The organism is Phaeovulum sp. (assembly GCF_030684035.1).
GTDB lineage: Bacteria > Pseudomonadota > Alphaproteobacteria > Rhodobacterales > Rhodobacteraceae > UBA6213.
Window position 1 is genome coordinate 1 of sequence record NZ_JAUXPI010000059.1, and the last position, 24,091, is coordinate 24,091.

General features: G+C 66.3%; 27 protein-coding genes. 11 read left to right on the plus strand and 16 right to left on the minus strand.

The features are described from left to right. Positions 1-292: 292 nt before the first annotated feature. The 10 genes from Q8J98_RS13525 to Q8J98_RS13570 all read left to right on the plus strand — a co-directional run bounded on the left by Q8J98_RS13525 (position 293) and on the right by Q8J98_RS13570 (position 10,031). Positions 293-1,792 (plus strand): YncE family protein, encoded by a 1,500-nt coding sequence (locus Q8J98_RS13525; protein ID WP_305294838.1) that lies wholly within the window; start codon positions 293-295, stop codon positions 1,790-1,792. A gap of 210 nt (positions 1,793-2,002) precedes the next feature. Next, the gene (locus Q8J98_RS13530) at positions 2,003-2,653 is read left to right on the plus strand and encodes a hypothetical protein (protein WP_305294839.1); all 651 of its coding nucleotides are present in this window, start codon (positions 2,003-2,005) and stop codon (positions 2,651-2,653) included. A gap of 206 nt (positions 2,654-2,859) precedes the next feature. Then, positions 2,860-3,210 carry a cytochrome c gene (locus Q8J98_RS13535; RefSeq protein ID WP_305294840.1) on the plus strand — a complete coding sequence of 117 codons (351 nt, stop codon included), beginning with the start codon at positions 2,860-2,862 and terminating at the stop codon, positions 3,208-3,210. A 348-nt stretch (positions 3,211-3,558) separates the two neighbouring features. Next, positions 3,559-3,876, plus strand: a complete 318-nt coding sequence (locus Q8J98_RS13540) for a cytochrome c (RefSeq protein WP_305183708.1) — start codon at positions 3,559-3,561, stop codon at positions 3,874-3,876. Between the two features lie 142 nt (positions 3,877-4,018). Further along, entirely contained in the window at positions 4,019-4,330 is a 312-nt protein-coding gene (locus Q8J98_RS13545) for a hypothetical protein (RefSeq protein WP_305294841.1), read from the plus strand. Positions 4,331-4,468: 138 nt separating this feature from the next. Beyond that, positions 4,469-4,960, plus strand: a complete 492-nt coding sequence (locus tag Q8J98_RS13550; protein WP_305294842.1) for a DUF2271 domain-containing protein — start codon at positions 4,469-4,471, stop codon at positions 4,958-4,960. A 17-nt stretch (positions 4,961-4,977) separates the two neighbouring features. Further along, a complete protein-coding gene (locus Q8J98_RS13555) occupies positions 4,978-7,206 on the plus strand; it encodes a PepSY domain-containing protein (RefSeq protein WP_305294843.1) in 2,229 nt (742 codons plus the stop codon). A gap of 25 nt (positions 7,207-7,231) precedes the next feature. Further along, a complete protein-coding gene (locus Q8J98_RS13560) occupies positions 7,232-8,122 on the plus strand; it encodes an FAD:protein FMN transferase (RefSeq protein WP_370868095.1) in 891 nt (296 codons plus the stop codon). 48 nt (positions 8,123-8,170) lie between these two features. Continuing rightward, positions 8,171-9,718: an ATP-dependent RecD-like DNA helicase gene (locus tag Q8J98_RS13565; RefSeq protein WP_305294845.1), complete on the plus strand. Its 1,548-nt coding sequence runs from the start codon at positions 8,171-8,173 to the stop codon at positions 9,716-9,718. A 76-nt stretch (positions 9,719-9,794) separates the two neighbouring features. Beyond that, on the plus strand, positions 9,795-10,031 hold the full coding sequence (locus tag Q8J98_RS13570) for an Lrp/AsnC ligand binding domain-containing protein (protein ID WP_305183714.1): 237 nt from the start codon (positions 9,795-9,797) through the stop codon (positions 10,029-10,031). Positions 10,032-10,034: 3 nt separating this feature from the next. On the opposite strand, the gene Q8J98_RS13575 is transcribed toward Q8J98_RS13570, so the two are convergent. The 14 genes from Q8J98_RS13575 to Q8J98_RS13640 form a co-directional block, all read right to left on the minus strand. Then, a complete protein-coding gene (locus Q8J98_RS13575; RefSeq protein ID WP_305294846.1) occupies positions 10,035-10,790 on the minus strand; it encodes a TIGR02186 family protein in 756 nt (251 codons plus the stop codon). Next, positions 10,787-11,707: a sulfite exporter TauE/SafE family protein gene (locus tag Q8J98_RS13580; protein WP_305294847.1), complete on the minus strand. Its 921-nt coding sequence runs from the start codon at positions 11,705-11,707 to the stop codon at positions 10,787-10,789. The genes Q8J98_RS13575 and Q8J98_RS13580 overlap by 4 nt, the downstream gene beginning before the upstream one ends. Positions 11,708-11,783: 76 nt before the next feature. Next, a complete protein-coding gene (locus Q8J98_RS13585; protein ID WP_305294848.1) occupies positions 11,784-12,587 on the minus strand; it encodes a purine-nucleoside phosphorylase in 804 nt (267 codons plus the stop codon). Next, positions 12,571-13,539, minus strand: a complete 969-nt coding sequence (locus Q8J98_RS13590) for an ABC transporter permease (protein WP_305294849.1) — start codon at positions 13,537-13,539, stop codon at positions 12,571-12,573. The genes Q8J98_RS13585 and Q8J98_RS13590 overlap by 17 nt, the downstream gene beginning before the upstream one ends. After that, complete coding sequence (locus Q8J98_RS13595; protein WP_305183729.1) at positions 13,539-14,633, minus strand: ABC transporter permease; 1,095 nt, start codon at positions 14,631-14,633, stop codon at positions 13,539-13,541. Before Q8J98_RS13595 ends, Q8J98_RS13590 begins: the two co-directional genes overlap by 1 nt. Further along, on the minus strand, positions 14,633-16,198 hold the full coding sequence (locus Q8J98_RS13600; protein ID WP_305294850.1) for an ABC transporter ATP-binding protein: 1,566 nt from the start codon (positions 16,196-16,198) through the stop codon (positions 14,633-14,635). The genes Q8J98_RS13595 and Q8J98_RS13600 overlap by 1 nt, the downstream gene beginning before the upstream one ends. Before the next feature lie 6 nt (positions 16,199-16,204). Continuing rightward, positions 16,205-17,194 carry a BMP family protein gene (locus tag Q8J98_RS13605; RefSeq protein WP_305183721.1) on the minus strand — a complete coding sequence of 330 codons (990 nt, stop codon included), beginning with the start codon at positions 17,192-17,194 and terminating at the stop codon, positions 16,205-16,207. A gap of 129 nt (positions 17,195-17,323) precedes the next feature. Beyond that, positions 17,324-17,743, minus strand: a complete 420-nt coding sequence (locus Q8J98_RS13610; protein ID WP_305294851.1) for a GNAT family N-acetyltransferase — start codon at positions 17,741-17,743, stop codon at positions 17,324-17,326. Beyond that, entirely contained in the window at positions 17,740-18,390 is a 651-nt protein-coding gene (gene tsaB, locus Q8J98_RS13615) for a tRNA (adenosine(37)-N6)-threonylcarbamoyltransferase complex dimerization subunit type 1 TsaB (RefSeq protein ID WP_305294852.1), read from the minus strand. Before tsaB ends, Q8J98_RS13610 begins: the two co-directional genes overlap by 4 nt. Beyond that, positions 18,380-18,943 (minus strand): NifU family protein, encoded by a 564-nt coding sequence (locus Q8J98_RS13620; protein WP_305183724.1) that lies wholly within the window; start codon positions 18,941-18,943, stop codon positions 18,380-18,382. The genes tsaB and Q8J98_RS13620 overlap by 11 nt, the downstream gene beginning before the upstream one ends. Positions 18,944-19,077: 134 nt before the next feature. After that, a complete protein-coding gene (locus tag Q8J98_RS13625; protein WP_305183725.1) occupies positions 19,078-19,533 on the minus strand; it encodes a universal stress protein in 456 nt (151 codons plus the stop codon). Between the two features lie 11 nt (positions 19,534-19,544). Then, positions 19,545-20,075 (minus strand): hypothetical protein, encoded by a 531-nt coding sequence (locus Q8J98_RS13630; protein WP_305294853.1) that lies wholly within the window; start codon positions 20,073-20,075, stop codon positions 19,545-19,547. Continuing rightward, entirely contained in the window at positions 20,036-20,248 is a 213-nt protein-coding gene (locus Q8J98_RS13635) for a hypothetical protein (protein ID WP_305294854.1), read from the minus strand. The genes Q8J98_RS13630 and Q8J98_RS13635 overlap by 40 nt, the downstream gene beginning before the upstream one ends. A 199-nt stretch (positions 20,249-20,447) precedes the next feature. Then, positions 20,448-21,311, minus strand: coding sequence for a branched-chain amino acid aminotransferase (locus tag Q8J98_RS13640; protein WP_305183728.1), 864 nt, complete (start codon positions 21,309-21,311; stop codon positions 20,448-20,450). Positions 21,312-21,560: 249 nt separating this feature from the next. Between Q8J98_RS13640 and Q8J98_RS13645 the strand changes: the two genes are divergently transcribed. Continuing rightward, a complete protein-coding gene (locus Q8J98_RS13645) occupies positions 21,561-22,475 on the plus strand; it encodes a DMT family transporter (protein ID WP_305294855.1) in 915 nt (304 codons plus the stop codon). Here Q8J98_RS13645 and Q8J98_RS13650 read toward each other — a convergent pair. Next, a complete protein-coding gene (locus Q8J98_RS13650; RefSeq protein ID WP_305185701.1) occupies positions 22,429-22,914 on the minus strand; it encodes a VOC family protein in 486 nt (161 codons plus the stop codon). The two genes, Q8J98_RS13645 and Q8J98_RS13650, sit on opposite strands and share 47 nt — an antisense overlap. A 116-nt stretch (positions 22,915-23,030) precedes the next feature. Continuing rightward, positions 23,031-23,801, minus strand: coding sequence for a tRNA pseudouridine(38-40) synthase TruA (gene truA / locus Q8J98_RS13655; RefSeq protein ID WP_305294856.1), 771 nt, complete (start codon positions 23,799-23,801; stop codon positions 23,031-23,033). Between the last annotated feature and the right edge of the window lie 290 nt (positions 23,802-24,091).

Genomic DNA, 24,091 nt, shown 5'->3' on the forward strand with positions numbered 1-24,091 from the left:
GCGACCTGTCGCTCGCCGCGATCGCTGCCCGTCTGGCCAAGTAAGACCGGCTACGATCTGATCTGAAATGGCCCGCAGCATTGCAAGATGCTGCGGGTTTTCCTTTGGCGGGCGGGCTTTGACGAGGCAAAAGCATGCGGCAATTTGCGCAGGCCTTGTGGTGCTCGATCTCACGGAAACTTGATATAAATCATATTGCTGAGGCCGGACTTCCCTAGATTCCGGGTAGTCGCCATCGCGGATCGTTGACGCACAGCGTTCGTGATTGGCGCATTGAAGAGAGGATCAACTCATGAAACTTCATCTCACTACTTTTGCTTTGCTCGCAGGCGCTTCGATGTTTGCGATGGCCCCTGCTGCCAGCGCCGGGATCAAGGATAACCCCGGCTACGCCGAAGCGGTTGCCGCTGCGCAAAACGGCGCGGCTGCTGCTTGGGCCAACGCCGAATCGGAACGCGGCGGCCTTTACCTCGTCGCGCAATTCGATTCCTCAGGCCCGGATGCCTGGGATCCGGTTGCCCACCCGCTGGTCTATGTGACTTCGGAATCGCACGCCAACCCGAACCCGAACCGCACCCTTCCGGGCGGCTTCGCAGGCTTCCAGCTGATCGACGCGATGACCAAGGAGTCGATTTACGGCTTCATCGCTGCCGAAACCGCGAAAACCTCGCTGATGCGCGGCGCGCCGCATGGCGTGGCGCTTTCACCCGACGGTGCCTGGGCCTATGTCGGCTGGTCGGAAATCGCCGAATCTGCGGATAACAGCTCGGTGAACGCGTTCAGCGGCGTCGCCAACCCCTCTGCGACCGGCTTCGCTTCCTACGTCGCGGTGGTGAACGTTCGCACGATGAAGATCGACAAGCTGATGGTCCAGGAATCGCGCTTCCGCGGCGCACCGCGCGCCCAGCGTCTGCACCACGTCCAGTCGTGGACCGACGTTGACGGCAATGATCGCGTGGTTCTGCAGTGGGGCTTCGGTGCCGACGGCGGGCCGCACCACATCCTCGACCCGAAAGACAACAACCGCGTGGCGCGGTCGATCACCTACGAAGACGTGCAAGTGATGGGTCACCCCTTCACCACGCCCTCGAACGATGGCAAAACGCTTTATGTCTCGATCGGCTCGCCTGAAATCCGCTCGTCGCATGCGCATGGCGCGGCCGGCGTGGCCAAGGTGAACCTCGATACCGGTGCCGTGACCAACGTCATGGGCTTCGGCAACCACCCGATCGGCATCATCCACTCGGCCGATAGCAAGTTCACCTATGTCGTCGATGGTCACGGCTCGCATGTCTACAAGCTCGACAACGAAAGCAACGAGATCGTTGGCTCGGCCTCGGCTGGCGTGGCTGGCCCCTATGGTGCCTGCATGAACTGGGACGAGAGCCTGCTCTATGTTGACGGCAAGGGCGAAGGCTCGCACAACATCGGTTCGGTTCTGGGCGTGATCGACCTCAAGACCTTCGTTCCGGCCCGCGCTGGCTTCTTCCAGCAGCCGATCTTCCTTGGCGGTTCGGCGAACTCGGTTGACCACTGCATCCTGCATCCCGATCCGGCTGTGAACGAGATCTGGGTTTCGAACATGAACGGCTGGGAAACCATCGTTCTTGATCTGAACACCAACACGCCGGAAGCCTGGATCCCCACCCCGCATGGTGGCGATACCCACTCGGGCGGCTTCTATGCCTACAACGGCTGGGATGGCGAAGTGATGTCCGACATGGGCGGGATCAAGTCGCAAAAAATGCGCGACCTGTCGCTCGCCGCGATCGCTGCCCGTCTGGCCAAGTAAGACCGGCTACGATCTGATCTGAAATGGCCCGCAGCATTGCAAGATGCTGCGGGTTTTCCTTTGGCGGGCGGGCTTTGACGAGGCAAATGGTCGCGAATCTTTCCACCCTTTGCCCGCCCAGCCCACTTTCTTTATTCGCCTCGGCTGCTAAAGTGCCGCCCTGTCGAAGGACCGGGACACTACCAAATGAGGATACGGATGCAGCAGCACATGAAATTCGAATGGCATACGCCCTTGCGCAAAATGCCCCTGGCTTCGCTTTGGCTCGCGCTTGCGCTGGTTGGCAGCGGCACTGCCGCGCTGGCCGAAATGGAACCGCCATGGTTCCTGCCCTTTGACGAGATGACCGAGCAGGAACTCCGCGGCATGCAGATTTACTACCACGATGCGGGCGGTGTCGGTTCGGGCATTGGCTGCGTCGATTGCCACGGCGATATCGGCCAGGGTTCCATTGACGTTGGTGCCCCGGCTACCTCGGGTGCTATCCGCGCCACCTTCGACACGATGATGGATGGCGGTGCCGAGCTGATGTCGTTCATGTCGCTGAAACCGAAAGAGCGCGATGACGTTTTCTCCTTCATCAGCCAGGTGCTGCCGCGGGTCAAGCGCCCGACCTATGGGCCTGAAGAAACCGCGGGCAAGAAGATCTACGAAGAACTTGCCGGTGGCGTCGGCTGCCAGGCCTGCCACGGCATGGATGCCGCGGGCATCATCGGCCCCGACATTCGCGGCAAGGATCCGGTCGCCATTCTCGGCGCAATGAAAGCGGTTCCCGACATGGGGATCATCGAGCTGACCGAGGTCGAGGTTGATCAGGTCGCGGCCTACCTGCGTGCCCTGCACGAAGCCGAGTCGCACTGAGTAGCGGCAGGGCCTCGAATCTGTTACGCTAGGCAAGCCCCCGTCCGGGCCTCGCTTTTTCGGGTTTCTTCCCGAAGCGGCGGGGCGGGGCGGGGGTTTTGCTCAGCGGGTGCTGCTGCATGAGGTACGGCAGCGCGGGCTGGGGTCCGGCAACCGTCTGGCGCGCAACGGGAGAGAACCGCCAGACCCGAACAGGGAGACCAGCAATGAAATACCGTATCGCACTTGCCTGCGCCGCAATTGCGTTTTCATCAAGCGTTGCCGCGCCGTCTCTTGCGCAAGCGCCCGCAGTTCCGTTGTCGGGCTTTGAAGACGGGGATGACGCCGATGCGGGTATGGTGATCTTCCGCGTCGGCGCGAACCGGATCGGCTGCCAAGCTTGCCACGGCCTTGGTGGCGCAGGCAAGCTCGGCCCCGATATCCGCGGCAAGGATTCGGTCGCGATTGCCCAGGCGATGGGTAATGTGCCGGAAATGGCCAATGTCAGGCTGACCGAGGTCGAGATTGCTCAGGTGTCGGCCTATCTGCTTGAACTGCACGAGGCTGCGGCACACTGACCCCGGCAGGGCGCGCGGGCACCGCCGGGGCCAGCCCGCGCGCAAAATCTGCCCTACACGACAAAGTTATTTGGTGCAGATATTAGCCAACGCCTTGGCGTAAAAGCGGTTTTTACTCGTATTTTGCAAACATGTATTGCCCCTGCGACATTCGCGCGCGTTGGAATCACGCGCAAAAGATGCTTAAAACATCATGTGTCCTTTCCAGCCTCGGCGCACGGGTTTCGTGCAATGTGCAGGCCCAGGGGGGCGCAACTGCGGCGGCGGCTGATGCCAGCGGTGCAGCGCAAGAGGATCGGCAAAGACCCGCTTTCCATATCGGCTGCGGGCCAGAAGAAGGTAAAGAAAATGATGAATTCGACCACGAAGATTGCCACGGCGCTTACCGGGCTGTTCGCGCTGGCCATGCCCGCGTTTGCCCAGGCACCCGCGCTGACGGATCTCGAGGCCGCTGGCAAACTGGTTTTCGAGGAAGAGATCGGCTGCATCGAGTGCCACGGCGCGCTGGCCAAGGGCGATGTCGGCGTTGGCCCGAACATTCAGGGCAAGTCGGCCGATGAGATCCGTGGGCAGATCGAGTCGAACGAGCTGATGATGTTCGACGCCACTGACGAGCAGCTTGCGGCGGTCGTGGCATACCTCGCCTATCTGAAAGCCAACCCCTGATCTGGCTGACCGCCGGTAGCGGTTGACGCAAATCCGCCGCGGTCTCGGGCCGCGGCGGTGGCAGTGTGCCATTCCAACATGACTGACGAACGGAATCTGCCCCGGCCCTAACCGTGGCCGCAGGACCATGGGGGTCTTTTGCATGAAAATCTTGCCGGTCGTCGCGGCGCTTCTGTTTGCGGCAACGCAGGGCTCTGCACAGGGCGATGTGCTGCCGCCCGATATTGCCGCGGGCAAAGCGCTTTACGAGGTCAACGAAAGAGGTGGCTACGGCTGCATCCCCTGTCACGGCGACAAGGCGCAGGGCGGGCGCGACGGCCCCAAGATAATCGGCCAGGATCCCGTGAACATGAAGATCCAGCTCGAAACGAACGATTCAATGTCGTTCATCGATCTGACTGATGCGCAATTTGCGCAAATCTCGGCCTATCTGAAATATCTCGCCGGAATGTGAAGCCCGGGCGCTGACCCCGCGCGGACGCCGCACCCTGCGGCGGTCTGGCGCGCGCTGGTCACGAAATTCGGCGTTCACGCGCGGCGCTGTTTCGCGTAAGCTTTGCCGGTTCACCCAAACCTGTTGGCGGAGCCGCGCATGCCCAGATCGCCCGTCACCCATGGCCTTGCTGCACTCGCGGCGCTCATGGTGTCGGCGCTGCCGGTGCTGGCGCGCGAGGTGCGGCTGACCACCACGATGGCGCGGAACTTCATCGGCGGGGCCTATGCGGTAGTGTATGTTGTGGATGCGGAAGGCAAATATGCACAGACAGTGCATGTGTTCGGCACCACGCAGCGCTACTATTCGCATCTTCGCAACTGGTACCGGGCTACCGGTCTGGCCGGGTCAGACCGCGCCGCCGAGGCTGATGGCCGCTCTGGCGCAAGCCTGCGGCGCGGCCAGGTGGCCGAGCTGACGGTTGAACTTGCCGATGCGCTTTTTGATCTGGGCTATGTGCTGCGCATCGACAGCACGCTTTACGAGGGCCGCGATTACGGCACCGATGCCGAAGTGCCGCTTGTCAGCGCCGCGTCAGGGGTGCCAGCCGAAGGTCGCGGTTACGTCAAAAGCCTCCGGTTCGACCTCTAGATCAGCGCGGGATCAGAATGCAGCGCAGGCTTCACGCGGTATCCGGGATTGCCGCATCACTGTTGCTGGTGGCGCTGGCGGTATCGGGGGCGCTCTTGGCACCGCTTCCGGCGCTTGACCGTGCCGGGGTTTCGGTGCCGCCGCGCGGCGCGGTGAACCTTGCCGATCTGGCGTCGGCGGTGGTGGCGCGCTACCCCGCTGCCGAACAGATCACCCGCAAGCCTTCAGGGCGGGTGGTGGTAGATTATGCGCTTGATGACGAGCCGCTCAGCGTGACCATCGACCCAGCGACCGCCGCTCCGATCGCTCCCTATGCGCCCTCGGCCTTTGGCACAAGGCTTGGCGATTTTCACCGAGCCTTCGCCATGGGCGATGCGCCGCTGGGTCACGGCCTTGCCGGGCTTGGCGCGCTGGCGCTGCTGGCGGTGGCGCTATCGGGGTTGCGCCTGCTGCTGACCCGGATGGGCGGAATTGCCCTGCTTGGCGCGCCGGTGCGCGGCACGCCGCTGCAAAAGCTGCATGTTCTGGCCAGCCGCGCGAGCTTTCTGGGGCTGGTGCTGCTGGCGTTGAGCGGTGCATGGATGTCGGCGGCTTTCTTTCGCATCCTGCCGACCGGGATCGAGGCGCAGCCCGCATACCCCGCAGCACTCAGCGGCGCGGCACCGTTGCCACTGGCAGATATGGCGGCGCTGCGCGTGGTCGATCTCGGCGATCTGCGCAGGCTGATCCTGCCCTATGCGGGCGATGCGTTCGAACCGCTGGAGTTGCAGACCCGCCTAGGCGCGGGCTTCATCGATCAGGCAAGCGGTGAGGTGGTGGCGTGGCTGCCGCATTCCCCGGCGCGGCGGGTCTATGCGGCGGTTCTTGCGCTGCACACCGGGCAAGGGCTCTGGTGGCTGGCGCTGCTCACCGGGGCTTCGGCGCTCGTGGTGCCGGTGCTTGCCTACTCCGGTCTGGTGCTCTGGTGGCGTCGCCGCCGGGCGCGGCCACGCATTCGCCGCAACGTGGCGCTGGGCGATGCCGACACGGTCATTCTGGTCGGCTCCGAGGGCAATTCGACCTGGGGCTTTGCCTATACCCTGCAAAACGCGCTGACCGCCGCCGGGCATTTCGTGCATGTGGCCGAGATGAACCAGCTTTCGGCGGCGCATTGCGGCGATCGGCGGATGTTCATTCTGACCGCGACCTATGGCGATGGCGCAGCCCCGGCGACGGCGCGGAAATTCCTTGAAATCCTGCCGAAACTGAAGGCCAAGCCAAAGCGCGGGGTGACCGTGCTTGGCTTTGGCGACCGCGACTTCGGGCATTTTTGCTATTTCGCGGTCGAGGTCGAGGCGGCGCTGATTGCCAAGGGCTGGCCGATCTTTTCGCATCTGGAGACGATCAACCGCGAATCGCCGCAAGAATTCGCCCGCTGGGGCGATGGCATCGCCCCGCATCTGGGGCATGGGCTGCGGCTTGTGCATATCGCCGAAACGCCGCGTCGGCAGCCATTCGAGCTGCTCTCGCGGCAAGATTACGGTGCCGAGGTGGGCGCGCCCTCGGCGGTCATGCGCTTTGGCGCGCCGCCCGATGTGCGCGTCGGGCTTTGGCAGAAACTGACCGGGCGCGCGGCGCTGCCCTATTTCGAGGCGGGCGACCTGATCGGCATCGTGCCGCCGGGGTCGAACATGCCGCGTTACTATTCCATCGGTTCGGCCTCGGCGGATGGATTTCTGGAGTTTTCGGTGCGCGAGCACGAACACGGGCTCTGCTCTCGCTATCTGCATGGGCTGCGCGCGGGCGACCGGATTTCCGCCTTCGTGCGGCCGAACCCGGAGTTCCGGCTTGATAGCGGGCGCAACCCGGTCATTCTGGTCGGCGCGGGCTGTGGGGTGGGGCCGCTTGCGGGCTTCATCCGCGCCAACAAGATGCGCCGTCCGATGCGGCTTTACTTTGGCGCGCGCGACCCGGTTGCGGATTTTCTCTATCGCCGCGAAATGCTGGAATGGCTGGCCGAAGGCAAGCTTTCGGCGCTGGTCACCGCTTTCAGCCGCACCGCCGATCCGGCCTATCTGCAAGACAAGATCGAGGCGGATGCCGAGGTGCTGCGCGCCATGGTCAAGGCCGGGGCGCAGCTGATGGTGGTGGGCAGCCGCGAGATGGCGCGCGACGTGAGGTCCGCCTTCGAGCGGGTATTGGCGAGCGAGGGCATTGCCACGGACAAGCTCAGGGCCGAGGGCCGCTATGTCGAAGACATCTACTAGCCGCCTTGCCCTCTGCGGCCCTGCCATGGCCGCCGAATGGAGCGCCGTCTGCTATGCCCCGGCCGCGCGTGGGGCCGACCTGACGGCGGCACTTGCCGCGGCACTTGAGGCGGTCGAACGGCAGATGTCGAACTGGCGACCGGGGTCAGACCTCAACCGGCTGAACGCCGCGCCGCCCGGCGCATGGGTGGCGCTGCCCGCCGATCTGCTGGCGGTGCTGGCCGAAGGGCTGGCGATTGGCGCGGCCTCGGGCGGGGCTTTCGACATGGCGCTGGGCGATCTTGTGGCCGCCTGGGGCTTTGGCCCGCCGGCGCGGCGGCCCGACGAGGCGGCAATTCGGGCGCTGACCGGGCAGCCGCGCCGCCCCTGCGCCGAGGTGCTGGAACTGGCCGATGGCCGCGCCCGTCGGCTTGCGCCGGTGCGGTTCGACCTTTCGGGCATCGCCAAGGGCTACGGCGTCGATGCGATGGCGCGGGTGATGGAGGCGCAGGGCATCGCCGACTGGCTGGTGGGCATAGACGGCGAAATGCGCGCGGGCGGCTCCAGGCCCGATGGCGCGGCGTGGAGCGTGGCGATCGAGGCTGCGGAATATGAAAGCCCTGGGCTGGCGGGCACGGTGGCACTCTGCGACCGCGCCATTGCCAGCTCGGGCGATTATCGAAACTGGATCGGGGTTGGGGCGGCGCGGCTTGGCCACATCATGCACCCGGCGCGCGCCGCGCCGCTGCAAAACGGGGTTGCGGCGGTCAGCGTGCTGGCACCCAGTTGCTGCGCGGCAGATGCCTGGGCAACCGCGCTGATGGTGCTGGGGGCCGAGACCGGGGCGGCGCTGGCGCGGGCGCGCGGGCTCGACGCGCTCTTTCAACTGCGCGAGGGCAGCGGGCTGCGCTTCGTTGGCACCGGGGCTTTTGCCTGAGGGTTTTTCGCTTTGCGCGCCCCCGGCCGCGCCGTTAGGGTCCGCGCCATGAGCCTTGCCCCCGCCTTGCAGTTTTCGCACGATCAGGCCGAAGCCTGGGACCAGATTTCCGAGGCGCTGGCTGCCGCCGGGGTGGACCTCGTGAACGGCACGCTGCTGCCCGAAGGCGGCAGCCGCCGGGTGCTGGCCGTGGTCGGCAAAGCCGGATCGGGCAAGACCATGCTGCTGGCCGAGCTTTGCAAGGCCCTGGCCGCCGCCGGAGTCGATACCGTTTCCGGCGACTGGGAAGGGCGGCGGCGCAAGGACAGGCGCACGCTGGCCATTCTCGCTCCGACCAACAAGGCCGCTTCGGTGCTGCGCGGGCGTGGCGTGCCCGCCACAACGATCCACCGCATTCTCTACACCCCGGTCTATGACCCGCAGTATGAACGCATTGCCGAATGGCTGGCAGGGCAGGGCAGCCGCCCGCAGGTGGAGGGGCTAAGCGAGGCGGCGCTTGACCGCGCGAAAGCGTTTTACGATGTGGTCAAGTCGATCCCCGGCGCGCTGGCGACAGCGGGGTTGCGCGGTGCCGATTTCATCAAGGGCTGGAAACGCCGCGACGAGCCCTTGGACATCGGCCTTGTCGATGAAGCCTCGATGCTGGATGAGCGGCAGTTTGACGACCTGCGCGAGATCTTCCCGACGCTGGTGATCTTTGGCGACCCGGCGCAGCTTGCCCCTGTCGGGCAGTCGGGCGAGATGGTGTTTGACCGGCTCGGCGATGGCCAGAGGCTCGATCTGACCCGCATCCACCGGCAGGCGCAAGACAGCCCGATCCTCGACCTCGCGCATGCGCTTGGCGATGAGAGCCTTGGCTTCGAGGCCTTCGAGCAGATGGTGCAGGATGCGGCGCGGCGCGACCCGCGCGTGGTCTGGGCCGAGCGGGTGGAGAGCGATCTGATGGCGCGCAGCCCGGTGCTGGTCTGGCGCAACGTCACCCGGGTGCGGCTGATCGCGGCGTTTCGCGCCGCACATGGCGCGCCGGTCGATGCGCTCTTGCCCGGCGAGCCGCTGATCTGCGACGGCATCGAGCTGCCCCTCAAGCACCGCAAGAAGCGGATCGATCTGGAGGCGCGCGGCCTGATCAAGGGCGCGCAGGTGATCTATCTTGGCCCCGGCACCAAGCCCGGTTTTTCGCGCCTGCATGTGGTCGGGGCCGAAGACCCGAGGTTTTCCGCCGCCTCGATCATCAAGATCGAGCTGGCCGACAGCGAAGAGCCGTTCATTCCCTATGCGGCGCGGATGGGGGCGGCGTTTCTGCATGGCGCGGCGGTCACCATCCACAAGGCGCAGGGCAGCCAGTGGGATACCGTGCAGGTGTTCGCGCCCGATCTTTACGCGGCGGCGCAATCGGGGCGCATCGAGGCGGGCATTCCGCTCTGGAAACGGCTTGCCTATGTCGCCATCACCCGCGCCGAAAACCGCTTGCTCTGGGTGGTGCGCAACCGGCTGGCGCGGCCCTCGGCCCCGCTTGGCATCGACGATCTGCCGCGCGGGGTGGCGGGGCTGGTGCTTGCGGCGGGCGGCAGCGACGCCTCCGGCGGGGATATTTGAGCTGAAGCAGGCCGCGAGGGGTTTTCGCCGCCTGCCAGCGCGGCTAAAGTTCGGGCCGGGATAACGGGAGGCATGGATGCGCTGCGTTTTCGTTCAGGTAAGGTGCCAGCCGGGCAAGACCTATGAGGTTGCCGATGCGATCTATGACCGCGAGGTGGTGAGCGAGCTTTACTCGACCTCGGGCGATTACGACCTGATCGCCAAGGTCTATGTGCCCGATGAGGCCGACGTCGGGCACTACCTCAGCGAAGCGCTGTTCGACATTCCCGGCATCAGCCGCACCTTGACGACGATGACCTTCAAGGCATTCTGACCGTCAGCTGCGCAGAAACCGGAACGCGGCCGAGGCGGCCCATCCCGCCGTCACCGCCAGCACCAGCGAAAGCAGCCCGTAGGCGAGCGGGTTTTGCCGCGACAGCGCGAAAAGGATGCGCTCGATCCCGACTTTGCGCACCGGCAGGGCGGCGCGATAGGCATCAATCACCTTGCCGCCGCGCAGCAGGAAGATGCGGGTCTTGTAGGTGCCTTCCACAAGGTTCGCGGGCAGCCGGAAATCGGCGCGAAACAGCGTGCCCTCGACCAGCCGAACCGTGCCTTCGGACAGCGAATAAAGCCCCTCGGCCTCGCGGATGCGCAGCAGCGCCTCGGTAAAGGGTCGTGCGTCGTCGACTTCGAGCGGGCCGGAAAAGGCGCGTACCGCCAGCGGCACCGAAATGCGCTGGCGGACATCTTCGGCGGGGTCGAGAATGTCGGCGAGCGGCCCGGTGCTGGCCACCGCATAATAGCTTGGAGTCGCGGCAACTCCGACCTGCTCGGTGTTGATCCAGATCCCCGCCTCGCGGGTCTTCTTGCGGATCGTCACCGCACCCGACGGGCCTTCGAGCGTGACGATGACTTCGAGCGGCGGCCCCTCGGGTTCGGGCGCATCGCGGCGCACCGCGCCATAGATCAGCACTTCGGAGCCGTCGAAGCGCGCGGTAATGCCGATCTCGTCCAGCGACTGCCCGGCAACCACGGTTTCGGCGCTGGCGGGAAGTGCCGCGAGGAGCAGGAGCGCGAGCAGCCGGATCATCCCCCACCCCCCGGATAGAGCGAGAAAAGCTCGCCCGGCGTCAGCAAGAGATCGAGCGCCAGCTTCGCCGCCACCGCCAGAACCAGCGCCGCCAGAAGCAGCCGCAGTTCCTCGGCCTTCAGCCGCCCCGAAAGCCGGGTGCCGACCTGCGCCCCGATCACCCCGCCGATGATCAAGAGGAACGCCAGAACCACATCCACAGACTGGTTGGTGATCGCATGCGCCAGCGTGGTGAAGGCGGAAACGAAGATGACCTGAAACAGCGAGGTGCCGATTACAACCTTGGTCGGCATGCCGAGGATGTAGATCATCGCCGGCACCATGATGAAGCCGCCGCCAACCCCCATGATCGCCGCCAGCACGCCGACGACAAAGCCGACCAGAACCGGCGGGATCACCGAGATGTAAAGCCCCGAGGCGCGGAATTTCATTTTCAGCGGCAGGTTATGGACCCAGTGGTGCTGGTGCCGCTTCACCCTCGGGCCTCCGGGGCGTCGGGAGCGGTGCCAGGCGCGCAGCCCTTCCTGCGCCATCAAGAGGCCGACGAAGCCCAGAAACACCACATAGGAAAGCTGTACCACAAGGTCGATCTGGCCCATCGCCTGCAACAGGTTGAAGGCGATGATGCCTGCCCCCGCCCCCGCCACGCCACCCGCCAGCAGCACCAGCCCCATCGGAATATCGACCGCCTTGCGCTTGAGATGCGCCAGCACCCCCGAAACCGAAGAGGCCACGACCTGATTGGAGCCGGTCGCCACCGCCACGCCGGGCGGAATGCCGATGAAGAACAGCAAGGGCGTGATCAGAAAGCCGCCGCCGACGCCGAACAGGCCCGAGAGCACGCCGACCACCGCGCCAAGGCCCAAAAGCAGCAGCGCGTTTACGGCAACCTCGGCGATGGGCAGGTAAATCAGCATGTTCGGGTTCGCGCGGCCTTTTCGGGGGAAAGCTTGCGCCCTGAGCCGGGCACTGTCAAACCCCGCCGGGCGGGGCTCAGGCGAGGTCGCGCAGGTATCGTCGCAGCACGCGTTCCAGTTTTGCCGCGCCAAGCGGGGCCATGGCCTTGGTGTGTTCGTGGCTGATCGCCTCGGCCGACATTCCCGCGCCCATGTTGGTCACCACCGAAACCGCCGCCACCCGCAGGCCAAGAAAGCGCGCGAGAATAACCTCGGGCACGGTGGACATGCCCACCGCATCGGCACCAAGCACCTTTGCCGCGCGAATTTCGGCGGGGGTTTCGAACGAGGGCCCGGAGAACCAGCAATAGACGCCTTCGGGCAGCTCCACGCCCTCGGCGCTTGCGGCGGACTTGAGCGCCGCCCGCATCGCGGGATCATGCGCCTCGGTCATCGGCACGAAGCGCGCATCGTCGGCCTCGCCGATCAGCGGATTGGCCCCGGAAAGGTTGATGTGATCGGCAAGCAGCATCAGCCCGCCCGGCGGAATATCGGCTCGCAGCGACCCGGCGGCATTGGTCAGGATCAGGCTTTCGGCACCCAGTGCCTTCAGCACTTCCAGCGGCAGGCGCATTTCGGCGGGGTTGCCGCGTTCATAGTAATGCGCGCGCCCGCCGAACACCGCCACCCGCACCCCTTCCAGGTCACCCAGCACAAGGCGCGGGTTGTGCCCGGAAACGCCAGCATGCGGAAAGCCGGGCAGATCGGCATAGTCGATTGCCTCCCCCCGCACGGCCTCTGCCAGATGCCCCAACCCGGACCCGAGGATCAGCCCGAGCCGCGGCGGTTCCGCCCCGGCGCGGGCGCGGATCAGCGCGGCAAGCTCAGCGCTCCTTGACATAGGCTTGCCCCCCCGCGCGCGGCGGCGTCGCCTTGCCGATGAACCCGGCCAGAATGACCACGGTCAGAATATAGGGCAGCGCCTGCATGAACTGCACCGGCACCACAAAAAGCCCTACGTCGATGTTCTGAAACCGGATCGCCACCGCCTCCAGCACACCAAAAAGCATGGTTGCCCCCAGCGCCCGCCACGGCCGCCAGTTGGCGAAGATCAGCGCCGCCAGCGCAATGAAGCCCTTGCCCGCCGTCATCTCCTTGCCAAAGCCCGCAGAGGGGGCCGAGGTGGCAAGGTAAGCCCCGGCGATGCCGCACAGGATGCCCGCCATCGCCACCGCCGTATAGCGCAGCCGCAGCACCGAAACGCCAGCGGTATCGACCGATTCCGGGTTTTCGCCCACCGCCCGCAGGCGCAGCCCGAAACGGGTGCGAAACAGCAGGAACCAGGTCAGTGGCACGATTGCGAAGGCGATATAGACAAGGATGGTGTGGCCCGAAATCAGGTCGTAGTAGACGGGACCGATCACCGGCACATCGCGCAGCGCATCGGCCCCCGGCAGGGTGATCGATTCGAACCGCGCGGCACCCTTGATCGGCGGCGTGCGGCCACCGAGGTGAAACAGGTTCTGCCCGATCAGCACCGTCAGCCCCGAGGCCAGAAAGTTGATCGCCACGCCAGAAATAAGCTGGTTGCCGCGAAAGGTGATCGAGGCGAGACCGTGGATCGCCGCCAGCGCCAGCGAGCCGCCGATTGCCGCCGCCAGCCCAAGCCAGGCCGAGCCGGTGATCGAGGCCACCGCCCCGGCGGCAAAGGCCCCCATCAGCATCTTGCCCTCAAGCCCGATGTCGAACACGCCCGAACGTTCCGAATAAAGCCCGGCGAGGCAGGCCAGCAGCAGCGGAATGCCTAACCGCACACCGCTGTCGAGCACCTGGATGAGGGTTGAAAACTCCATCACGCGGCCCTCCTGCGGTGCCCGAGCGCGAAGATCCGTTCGACGAGCATGCGCATCATGTTGTCAAGCGCCCCGGTGAACAGGATCACAAGCGCCTGCACCACCGTGCGCAATTCGATCGGGATTGTGGTCCAAAGCCCAAGCTCGGCCCCGCCCTGATAGAGAAAGCCGAACAAGAGCGCCGCCAGGAACACCCCGAACGGGTGGTTGCGCCCCATCAGCGCCACCGCGATGCCAATGAAGCCCGCCCCTTCGACCGCGTTCAGCACCAGCCGCTCGGCCTCTCCCATTACGTTGTTGATTGCCATCATGCCCGACAGGCCGCCGGACAGCAGCATCACATACATGGTGATGCGGAACGGCGAGATACCGGCGTAAACCGCCGCCGATTCCGATTTGCCAAAGGCCCGGATCGCATAGCCAAGCCGCGAGCGGAACAACAGGTACCAGACCGCCACACAAGCCGCGAGCGCCACGAAAAGGGTGATGTTGGCGGGGGTGTTCTTGTCGAAATAGCTGCCGATCAGCGGCAGGTCATGCAGCGTCGGCAGATGCGCGCCTTTGGGAAAGCGCGCGGTGGCGGGGTCCATGCTGCCCGCCGGGCGCAGGATATTGACCAGCACATAGTTCAAAAGCGCCGCACCGATGAAGTTGAACATCATCGTGGTAATGACGATGTGGCTGCCGCGCCGCGCCTGCAACCAGGCCGGAATCGCCGCCCAGGCCGCGCCAAAGACGATTGCGCCCAGCATTGCCGCGGGCAAGGCCAGCGTCCAGTGCGGCCAGGGCAACGCCAGCGCCACCACCGCCACGCCAAGCCCGCCGAGCATCGCCTGCCCCTCGCCGCCGATGTTGAACAGGCTGGCGCGGAAAGCGATCGAAACCGCCAGCCCGGTGAACATGAAGTTGGTTGCGTAATAAAGCGTGTAGCCCCAGCCATAGGCCGAGCCGAGCGCGCCATCGACCATCAGCTTCAGCGCCTCCCACGGGTTTTCCCCGATGTAGAGAATGACCAGCGCCGAAATGCCGAATGCGGCAATGATGCTCATCAGCGGGATCAGCACCACATCCGCCCATGCCGGAAGCCTGCCCATCATGCCGCCTCCGTGCCGACACCGGCCATCAACAGGCCAAGCTCGCGCTGATCGGTTTTCTCCGGGTCGCGCTCGCCCATGATGCGACCGTCGAACATCACCGCGATCCGGTCGGACATCGAGAGTATCTCGTCAAGCTCGACCGAAACCAGCAGCACCGCCTTGCCCGCATCGCGCAGCGCGATGATCTGTTTGTGAATGAACTCGATCGCGCCAATATCCACCCCGCGCGTCGGCTGGCCGACCAGCAACAGGTCAGGGTTGCGCTCGATCTCGCGCGCCAGCACCAGTTTTTGCTGGTTGCCGCCGGAAAAGCTTTTCGCGGGCAGCATCGGGCTGGGCGGGCGCACGTCGAATCGCTCCAGCTTTCTTGCGGCCTCGGCAATGATGCCCGCATTGTCCATCAACAGCGCGTTGGACTGGTATTCGGGCGCGTTGTGATAGCCGAAGATCAGGTTTTCCCAAGCGGTGAAATCCATGATCAGGCCAAGGTGCTGGCGGTCCTCGGGCACATGCGCAATGCCGCGCGCGCGCCGGGTCTGGCCATCGGAATGGTGCCCGGAAAGGTCAATCTCCTGGCCGTTGATCCGCACCGTGCCGGTCGCCTTCTGAAACCCGCCAAGCACCTTGAGCAGTTCCGACTGACCGTTGCCCGATACCCCGGCGATGCCGAATATTTCGCCCGCGCGGATCGCAAAGCTGATCCCCTTCACCCGCTCGACCCCGTCGGCGTCGATCACCCGCAGGTTTTCCACCTCGAGCACATTGGCACCGGGGTTTGCTGGGCCCTTGGTCACATCCAGCAGCACCTTGCGCCCCACCATCAACTCGGCCAGCGCCTCGGGGCTGGTCTCGGAGGTCTTGACCGTCGCGGTCATCTCGCCGCGCCGCATCACGCTGACCGTATCGGTGATCTCCATGATCTCGCGCAGCTTGTGGGTGATGAGGATGATCGTCTTGCCCTGTTCGCGCAGGTTGCCGAGGATGCGAAACAGATGGTCGGCCTCGTCGGGGGTCAGCACCCCGGTCGGTTCGTCGAGGATGAGCACTTCGGCGTGGCGATAAAGCGCCTTCAATATCTCAACTCGCTGCAACTGGCCGACTGAAAGCTCTTCGATCAGCGCATCGGGGTCCACCTCAAGCGCATATTCCTCGGCCAGTTGCGCCAGCGCAACGCGCGCACGGGCCAGCGATGGGTGCAAGAGCATGCCCTCTTCAACGCCCAGAATGACGTTCTCCAGCACGGTGAAATTCTGCACCAGCTTGAAATGCTGGAACACCATGCCGATGCCCGCGCGGATCGCCGCCTGACTGTCATGAATGATCGTCGGCTTGCCGCGAATGAATATCTCGCCCGCGTCGGCCCGGTAAAACCCGTAAAGGATCGACATCAGCGTCGATTTGCCCGCGCCGTTCTCCCCGATGATGCCGTGGATGGTGCCTGGCATCACCCGAATGGAAATGTCCTTATTCGCCTGCACCGGCCCGAAGGCCTTTGAAATGCCGCGCAATTCTATCGCTGGGGCGGCAGTTTCCCGCCGCCCCGAAGGCTGAGCTTTCGCCATCGCCGATCAGTTGACCGGGCAGGTGTTGTCGCTCATGTAGTCATGCACCATGATCTCGCCCGAGATGATCTTGGCAGCGGCGGCTTCCACCGCGGCCAGCATTTCGGGGCTGACAAGAGCGGCGTTGTTGTCATCCATCGCAAAGCCCACGCCACCGGCGGCAAGGTCCATCACGTTGATGCCGGTTTCCAGATCGGTGCCCGACATGAAGGCATCGTAAACCGCGTTATCGACGCGCTTGAGCATCGAGGTCAGCACCTTGCCCGGTTGCAGGTGGTTCTGGTTGCTGTCCACGCCGATCGACAGGATGCCCGCATCCGCCGCCGCCTGCAGCACGCCAATGCCGGTGCCGCCCGCTGCCGCATAGATCACGTCAGCGCCTTGCGACACCTGCGAGGCGGTCAGTTCCGCGCCCTTCACCGGGTCGTTCCAGGCGGTCGGCGTGGTGCCGGTCATGTTCTGGATCACCTTGGCTGCCGGGTTGGCTGCCTTGACACCCTGCGCATAGCCGCAGCCGAACTTGCGGATCAGCGGAATATCCATGCCGCCGATGAAGCCGACGGTGCCGGTTTTCGAGGCCATCCCCGCCATGATGCCGACAAGGTAGGAACCCTGCTCTTCGGTGAATACCACCGAACGCACGTTCGGCTGGTCAACCACCATGTCGATGATCGCGAATCTGGTGTTCGGGTAGTCGGGCGCAACCGTGTTCAGCACATCGCCAAAAGCAAAGCCGGTCATCACGATCGGGTTGGCACCGGTTTCGGCAAGGCGGCGGAGCGCCTGCTCGCGCTGCGCTTCCGACTGCATTTCCAGTTCCTTGTAGCTGCCGCCGGTTTCCGCCTTCCAGCGCTCGGCACCGCCAAAGGCAGCTTCGTTGAAGGATTTGTCGAATTTGCCGCCAAGATCATAGATCAGCGCCGGATCGGCAAGCGCCGGACCTGCGCAAAGCGCCAGCGTCGCCGCCGCGCCAAGGAACTGTTTCATGAGGGTCATAGGTGTCTCCCGGTCTGTTGCGCACCCGCCACTTGGCGGACGCCTGTTGGCGGGCGAAATGCCCGCAGACCCGGTGATTAGGGCGAAAGCAGGCGAGGCGGTCAATAGCAATCTCGCGGCGGATGCGGTTCAGCGCGCGCCAAGCGCCCGCGTCAGCACCAGCGCATCTTCCGGGCTGCCATCGGGATTGCGGTAATAGCCGCGCCGCCGCCCGGTCTCGCGCCAGCCCGCAGCGGCATAAAGCGCGCGCGCGGGCGCATTTGCCGCAGCCACCTCCAGAAATGCGGCCTCGGCCCCGGCAAGGCGCGCCGCCGCCTCGAACCCGGCCAGCAGCGCGCGGCCAAGCCCGCGCCGCCGCTCCGCCGGGGCAACCGCAAGGGTCAAGAGCTCGGCTTCGCCCGCCAGCGCCCGCCCCAGCACGAAACCGCGCGAATCACCCAGCACGAAAACCCCGGCAGTCGCGCACAAACCGGCAATCTCCGCGGCACTCCATGGCCGCGGCGTGCTGAAGGCGGCGGCGTGCAGCGCCGCCATCGCCGCGGGTGTCATGGCACGATCACCGGCGCGGGCTCGCCCGGCAAGGCGGCATCGGCGGCGCGCAAATAGAGTGGCGCGGGGCGTGGCTGCGGCGTTGCGCGCCGCGCCGCCGCAAGCCGCGCCACCGCCTCGGACAACGGCATTGCCGCGTCCAGCAACCGCAGCCCCGGCACCGCCCCGGCCAGCGCTGGCGCAGCCGACCCGGTCACCGCCTGCCCCGTCACCAGTTCGCCCGCCAGCGCCTCGGCGGTGGCAAGCCGCGCCGCGCCATTGGGGTCGAAAGCCTGCGCGTAAACCTCGCCTCGCCGCGCATCCATCGCTACCACGAGCGGCCTTGGCAGCCCGAAGGCCGCCGCCTCCAGCCCGCTCACCCCCACGGCGGGTATCCCCAGCGCCAGCGCCAGCCCGCGCGCCGCCGCCACCGAAATCCGCACCCCGGTAAAATTGCCCGGCCCGGTACCAACGCCAAGTGCCGCCAGATCGCGCCAGCCCACACCGGCGCGGGCCAGCATCTCTTCCAGCATCGGCATCAGCCGTTCCGCCTGCCCCTTGGCCATCGCCTCAAAGCGGGCCTCAAGCAGCACCTCGCCCGCAAGCAAAGCGGCCGCGCAATGCGCGGCCGATGTGTCGAACCCCAATATCAGTGCCTCAGAGCGCAACCGGGCGCACCTCGCTCACCTCCGGAATGTAATGGCGCAGCAGGTTCTCGATGCCCATCTTCAGCGTCAGCGTGCTTGACGGGCAACCGGCGCAGGCCCCCTGCATGTGCAGGTAGACGACGCCCCGCTCGAAGCCATGAAAGGTGATGTCGCCGCCATCCTGCGCCACCGCCGGGCGCACCCGCGTGTCGAGCAATTCCTTGATCTGCGCCACGATCGCGGCATCGGGGCCGTCGTGCCCCGCATGCCCGCCCGCGGCCTTCGCCGCCGCCTCCAGCACCGGCGCGCCAGACTGGAAATGCTCCATGATCGCGCCAAGCAGCGCCGGTTTCATGTGCTCCCATGCCACCGCCTCGGCCTTGGTCACGGTGATGAAATCGGCACCCAGAAACACCCCGGTGACCCCGGTCTGGGCGAACAGTCGCCGCGCCAGCGGCGAGCCCGCCGCCGCCTCGGGTGCCGGAAAATCGGCGGTGCCGGTTTCCAGCACGGTCATGCCGGGCAGAAACTTCAGCGTTGCCGGGTTCGGCGTGGTTTCGGTCTGGATGAACATGGGCAGCCTCCGTGCGCGTCAGCACCGCATATGCGCTTCCCAAGCGTTTTCGTCAAGTTTGCCGCCCGGCAAATCGGCAGGGCTTCTTCTTTGCGAAAATACCCGCGGGGGTCCGGGGGCGGCCGCCCCCCGGCTCAGGTGATTTCCTCCAGCCGTTCCTTCGACATGTCGCCCGGCACGATGGTCAGCGGGCAGGGCAGGCTGGCCGAACTGCGCGACAGATGGGTGACCAGCGGCCCCGGCCCGGCCTTGTCGCTGCCCGCGCCAAGCACCAGCACGCCGATCTGCGGATTTTCACGGATTACCGCCAGGATCTCGGCGGCGGGCTCGCCCTCGCGGATAAGCAGCTCCGGGTTGATCCCCTGCTTGTCGCGCATCCACTTGGCGAAAACCTCGAAATGCGCCTCGATCCGCTCGCGCGCCTCGTCGCGCATGATCTCGGCAACGCCGATCCAGTGCTGGTATTCCTCGGGCGGAATCACCGCAAGTATCGTCACCCCGGCACCGGTATGCGCAGCACGCAATGCCGCAAATCGCATCGCGTTCAGGCATTCGCGGGTGTCGTCAAGCACCACCAGAAACTTGCGCATCAAGCCCCCCCTCAGCTCGGCGTGATCATGGCGCGGAAGCGCGGCGCTTGGCAACTACCCTTGGCGGGGCGAGCGCGCGGCGCAGCGCCAGTTTGCCGACCGCCGCCAGCGCCGCGCCGATTTGCGCCAGCACAAGCCCCGCCATCGCCAGCGCGGCCGAGCGCGCGAAAGGCGCGGGCCTTGCCCAACACCGCCAGCGCGCGCCGCGTATCGGGGCCGGCCACTTCGGCCAGCCGGGCCAGCCGGGCCAGCACATGGGGCAACGTGTCCCAGCGGTTCAGCGCCCGCGCCGCGTCCGAAAGCTCAGCCTGCAGCCGCGCGGGCACGCTGCCCAGTTTGCGCGCCAGGCGCAGCCCGGTCACCCCGACCTTGACCGTGGCGCTGGCACCACCGCTGCTCAGCACCAACCCGGTGGCCACCAGCCCCGCCACCGCCAACCCGGCCTCGAACTGGTCCACCTCTTGGCCAAGCGACCAGGCCAGCCCGGCGCGGCGCAGCGCATTCACGTCGCCCAGCGGCGAGGCTCCAGCGGCAGCGCGCAATAGCCAAGCTCGGCCAGCGTCCGGCAGCTGCCGATATCCCAGGCGCAGGCGGCGCAATCGCCCGCTTCCGCCAGCCAGCCCTGATCTTCCGCCAGCATCGCCCCGGCCTCGCCCACAAGCCCGGGCGGCAGCGCCAGCCCCCGTTCGCGCGCCAGGTCGAGGTAAAGCGCCACATCAGCGGTGCCTCCGCCGCCACCGCCAGCCGGGTGCTGACAAAGCCGGGGGTCGCGGTCGCGGCGACAGCGCGCGCCAGTGCCGCGCGGGCGCTCTCCAACGTCGGCACGGCAAAGGGGTGCTGCGCCAAGAGCACCCCCGCCAGCACCACCGAACCCGCCGCCCAAAGCGCCAGCGCCAGCCGTGCCAGCCGCCGGATCATGCTCCCGAATGCGCGAAATCCCAGTAAAGCGCCCGCGCCCGGCGGGTGATCGGCCCAAGCTGGTAGCTCACATCGTCAAAACCCCGCACCGGCGTGACCTTGGCGAAGTTGCCCGAAAGGAACACCTCGTCGGCAGCGCGGAAATCGTCGATCGTCAGCACTGTCTCGCGCACCTCCACCCCGTCGGCGCGCAAATTTGCGATGTGCCGCGCCCGGGTGATGCCGGAAAGGAAGGTGCCGTTGGCGATCGGCGTGAAGGCGACACCATCACGCACCATGAACACATTCGCGGTGGCGGTTTCTGCCACATTGCCCATCGCATCGCAGACCAGCGCATTGCCAAAGCCCTTTTGCTGCGCCTCGACCAGCATCCGCGCATTGTTGGGGTAAAGGCAGCCCGCCTTGGCGTTGCAGACGTTGTCGGCCAGCACCGGGCGGCGGAAACTTGTGGTGGTCAGCGTGGTCGTGGCCTCGGGTGCGGGCATCGGCACCTGCTCGAGACAAAGCGCAAAACCGGTGACCCCCTGCATCGGTGCCACCCCAAGTTCCGAGCCGTGGATCGCCCAGTACATCGGCCGCACATAAACCGCCGCCCCCTCGGCGTAGCGCGCCAGCCCCTCGCGCGCCATCGCCTCCATCTCCTCTGCCGCAAGCGTCGGGGTAATCATCAGCGCCTCGGCCGAGCGGTTGACGCGGGCACAATGCGCCGCAAGATCGGGGGCGACGCCCTCGAAATACCGCGCCCCGTCGAATACCGAACTGCCCTGCCAGATGCCATGGTCCGCCGCACGCATCACCGCCACGTCGCCCTCGTGCCAGCGCCCATCGAACCAGGTGCGGATATGCGTGCCAAATGCCATCACGGGCCCTCCCTCTTTGCGGCGGGCATGAAAGCACTTTGCCGCGGCAGGGTCCAGCCGCCACCGGTGCCCCCCTTGTGAGCTTGCATCCGGGTATTTGGGCGTTGAAGAGATCGCCGTTTCTCTAATGCTCAAATACCCCCCGCGGAGCGCGCTACGACCGGTGCCGCGAATTCGGCGGCAGCGGGGCGATTTGGCTTGCCGCTGGGCGCGAAAAACCGCTAGCGAGGTGGCCCGAAGGAGCCCGCCATGAACCTAGCCCTTTTCGCCGCCACCGTGCTCATCTGGGGCTCGACCTGGCTTGCCATTGCGCTGCAACTTGGCCCGGTTCCGGTGCTCGCCTCGATCTTTTACCGCTTCGCGCTGGCGGCGCTGCTGCTCTGGCCGCTGCTGATCGCCAGCGGGCGGCTGGCCCGCACCCGCCCGCGCGATCACCTGTTCATGGGCTTGCAGGGCCTTTGCCTGTTCAGCCTCAATTTCCTCTGTTTCTACCACGCCACCGCCTATATTCCCTCGGGCCTGGTTTCGGTGATCTTCTCGCTCGCCAGCATCTTCAACGCGGTGAACGCGCGGCTGTTCTTTGGCGAGCGGATCAGCGCGCGCGCGGTTCTGGCAACTGCGGTCGGGGTGGCCGGGCTGGTGGCGATCTTCTGGCACGACCTCTTTGGCGGCGCGCTCAATCTTGCCGCGCTGAAAGGCATCGGCCTGGCGATGCTCGGCACGCTGTTCTTTTCGCTCGGCAACATGGTGTCGCGGCGGCAGAGCGCCTCTGGCGTGCCGCCGCTTACCGCCAACGCCTGGGGCATGGGCTATGGCGCGGCCTTTCTGCTGGCGCTGATCGGGCTCAGCGGCACCGCGCTGCCGCTGCCACCCGATCTGCGCTACCTCGGCGCGCTCGCCTATCTGGCGCTTTTCGGCTCGGTGATCGGTTTCACCACCTACCTGATGCTGGTTGCGCGCATCGGCTCGGGGCGCGCGGCCTATGCAACGGTGATGTTCCCGGTCATCGCGCTCATGCTCTCCTGGGGGTTCGAGGGCTATGAATGGCAATGGTCGGCGCTGGCGGGTGTCGGGCTGACGCTTCTGGGCAACGTCATCCTCTTTGCCCGCGCCCCGATCAGGGGGCCTCGCCCAGCAGCTTTTCAAGGTCGAGCGGTGCGGTGACCATGGCAAGGCTGCCGTCGGCGTTGCGCGGCCAGTCGGCCTCGGGGCGGTCGCGGTAAAGCTCGACTCCGTTGCCATCGGGATCGCTGAGGTAGATCGCCTCGCTCACCCCGTGGTCCGAGGCACCTTCAAGCGGCCAGCCTGCCGCAACCAGGCGGCGCAAGGCATCGGCAAGGCTGGCGCGGTCGGGGTAGAGAAAGGCGGTATGGTATAGCCCGGTGGTGCCGCGCGCCGGCGGCTTGCCACCCCGGCTTTCCCAGGTGTTGAGCCCGATGTGGTGATGATAGCCCCCGGCGGAAAGGAATGCTGCCCCGGTGCCATAGCGCTGCTGCACCTCGAAGCCGAGCACCCCGGCATAAAAGCCGATGGCGCGGTCAAGGTCGGCCACCTTCAGATGCACATGGCCAATGCGGGTTTCGGGGTGGATCGGGGCGCTCATCGGTCTTACCTCGCGGGATTCGTTTTGCAGGCTGCACTGACCCCAACATAGCGCCGAATCCGGGTCGATATCAGGCCGATGCGCGCTCATCCGCTGTGCAGCGCCGCGCAGAAACCTCAGCCCGCGAAAGGATCGGCCGCGTAGCGCACCCCGGCAAGGCAAAGCCCCTGTGGCGGGCAGACCGGCCCGCAGGCCGCCCGGTCCCGCGCCGCCAGGGCTGCGGCGACGTCGCCGGGTGCCCAGGCCCCGGCCCCCACCCGCTCCAGCGTGCCGACGATCGAGCGCACCTGATTGTGCAGAAAACTGCGCGCCCGGAAATGCAGCCGTATCTCGCGCCCGCCCGGCACCGCCAGCGTCTCAAAGCCGATCTCGTCGAGCGTCTTGACCGGCGATCTTGCCTGGCAAAGCGTCGAGCGGAAGGTGGTGAAATCATGGGTGCCGATCAGCTGCGCCGCGCCCGCGCGCATTGCGGCCAGATCAAGCGCCGCCTTCACCTGCCACACCCGCCCCCGCTCCAGCACCGCAGGCGCGCGCCGCTCCAGCAGCCGGAACAGATAGCGCCGCTCCAGTGCCGAAAACCGGGCGTGGAAATCCGCGCCGACCTCGGCCACCGCCAGCACCGCCACCGGATCGGGGCGCAACTGCGCGTTCAGCGCCTCGGCAAGCCGGAACGGTTCCCAGGCGCGCCCAAGGTCCACATGCGCCACCTGCCCGGTGGCATGCACCCCGGCATCGGTGCGCCCCGCCGCCGCAATCGTCACCGGCTCTGCCTGCAACCGCCCCAACGCCGCCTCGACCGCGCCCTGCACCGAGGCATGCCCCGCCTGCCGCTGCCAGCCCGCGAAAGGGCCGCCGTCATATTCAAGCAGGAGCGCATATCTGGGCATGTGCCCCCATATCCCGCCCTGTTGCCCGCTGACAATCCCGCACCGCGTTTGGGCAGTGTCGAAATGCCCTTCGGGGGGTCGCGATGGCAGCAGGGGGGGCGGTGCCAGCGGGGGAACCGGTGGCAACAGGGAGGCGCGGCGGGACGCCGTGGCAGCTGGGGAGCGCGGCGGCAGCGGGCGAAGGGTAGCGGGGCCGCGTGGAGCGCGGTGCCAGCGGCGGAGCGCGGAGTCACGGGCGCGGTGGCAGCGCGGGAGCGTGGAGTCACGGGGGCACGGTGGCAGTGCGTGAG

Bases quoted from the DNA above. Each gene is read 5' to 3' on its own strand.
- Q8J98_RS13525 (WP_305294838.1), top strand. From the start codon at position 293: ATGAAACTTCATCTCACTACTTTTGCTTTGCTCGCAGGCGCTTCGATG.
- Q8J98_RS13530 (WP_305294839.1), top strand. From the start codon at position 2,003: ATGAAATTCGAATGGCATACGCCCTTGCGCAAAATGCCCCTGGCTTCG.
- Q8J98_RS13535 (WP_305294840.1), top strand. From the start codon at position 2,860: ATGAAATACCGTATCGCACTTGCCTGCGCCGCAATTGCGTTTTCATCA.
- Q8J98_RS13540 (WP_305183708.1), top strand. From the start codon at position 3,559: ATGATGAATTCGACCACGAAGATTGCCACGGCGCTTACCGGGCTGTTC.
- Q8J98_RS13545 (WP_305294841.1), top strand. From the start codon at position 4,019: ATGAAAATCTTGCCGGTCGTCGCGGCGCTTCTGTTTGCGGCAACGCAG.
- Q8J98_RS13550 (WP_305294842.1), top strand. From the start codon at position 4,469: ATGCCCAGATCGCCCGTCACCCATGGCCTTGCTGCACTCGCGGCGCTC.
- Q8J98_RS13555 (WP_305294843.1), top strand. From the start codon at position 4,978: ATGCAGCGCAGGCTTCACGCGGTATCCGGGATTGCCGCATCACTGTTG.
- Q8J98_RS13560 (WP_370868095.1), top strand. From the start codon at position 7,232: ATGGCCGCCGAATGGAGCGCCGTCTGCTATGCCCCGGCCGCGCGTGGG.
- Q8J98_RS13565 (WP_305294845.1), top strand. From the start codon at position 8,171: ATGAGCCTTGCCCCCGCCTTGCAGTTTTCGCACGATCAGGCCGAAGCC.
- Q8J98_RS13570 (WP_305183714.1), top strand. From the start codon at position 9,795: ATGCGCTGCGTTTTCGTTCAGGTAAGGTGCCAGCCGGGCAAGACCTAT.
- Q8J98_RS13575 (WP_305294846.1), bottom strand. From the start codon at position 10,790: ATGATCCGGCTGCTCGCGCTCCTGCTCCTCGCGGCACTTCCCGCCAGC.
- Q8J98_RS13580 (WP_305294847.1), bottom strand. From the start codon at position 11,707: ATGCTGATTTACCTGCCCATCGCCGAGGTTGCCGTAAACGCGCTGCTG.
- Q8J98_RS13585 (WP_305294848.1), bottom strand. From the start codon at position 12,587: ATGTCAAGGAGCGCTGAGCTTGCCGCGCTGATCCGCGCCCGCGCCGGG.
- Q8J98_RS13590 (WP_305294849.1), bottom strand. From the start codon at position 13,539: ATGGAGTTTTCAACCCTCATCCAGGTGCTCGACAGCGGTGTGCGGTTA.
- Q8J98_RS13595 (WP_305183729.1), bottom strand. From the start codon at position 14,633: ATGGGCAGGCTTCCGGCATGGGCGGATGTGGTGCTGATCCCGCTGATG.
- Q8J98_RS13600 (WP_305294850.1), bottom strand. From the start codon at position 16,198: ATGGCGAAAGCTCAGCCTTCGGGGCGGCGGGAAACTGCCGCCCCAGCG.
- Q8J98_RS13605 (WP_305183721.1), bottom strand. From the start codon at position 17,194: ATGACCCTCATGAAACAGTTCCTTGGCGCGGCGGCGACGCTGGCGCTT.
- Q8J98_RS13610 (WP_305294851.1), bottom strand. From the start codon at position 17,743: ATGACACCCGCGGCGATGGCGGCGCTGCACGCCGCCGCCTTCAGCACG.
- Q8J98_RS13620 (WP_305183724.1), bottom strand. From the start codon at position 18,943: ATGTTCATCCAGACCGAAACCACGCCGAACCCGGCAACGCTGAAGTTT.
- Q8J98_RS13625 (WP_305183725.1), bottom strand. From the start codon at position 19,533: ATGCGCAAGTTTCTGGTGGTGCTTGACGACACCCGCGAATGCCTGAAC.
- Q8J98_RS13640 (WP_305183728.1), bottom strand. From the start codon at position 21,311: ATGGCATTTGGCACGCATATCCGCACCTGGTTCGATGGGCGCTGGCAC.
- Q8J98_RS13645 (WP_305294855.1), top strand. From the start codon at position 21,561: ATGAACCTAGCCCTTTTCGCCGCCACCGTGCTCATCTGGGGCTCGACC.
- Q8J98_RS13650 (WP_305185701.1), bottom strand. From the start codon at position 22,914: ATGAGCGCCCCGATCCACCCCGAAACCCGCATTGGCCATGTGCATCTG.
- truA (WP_305294856.1), bottom strand. From the start codon at position 23,801: ATGCCCAGATATGCGCTCCTGCTTGAATATGACGGCGGCCCTTTCGCG.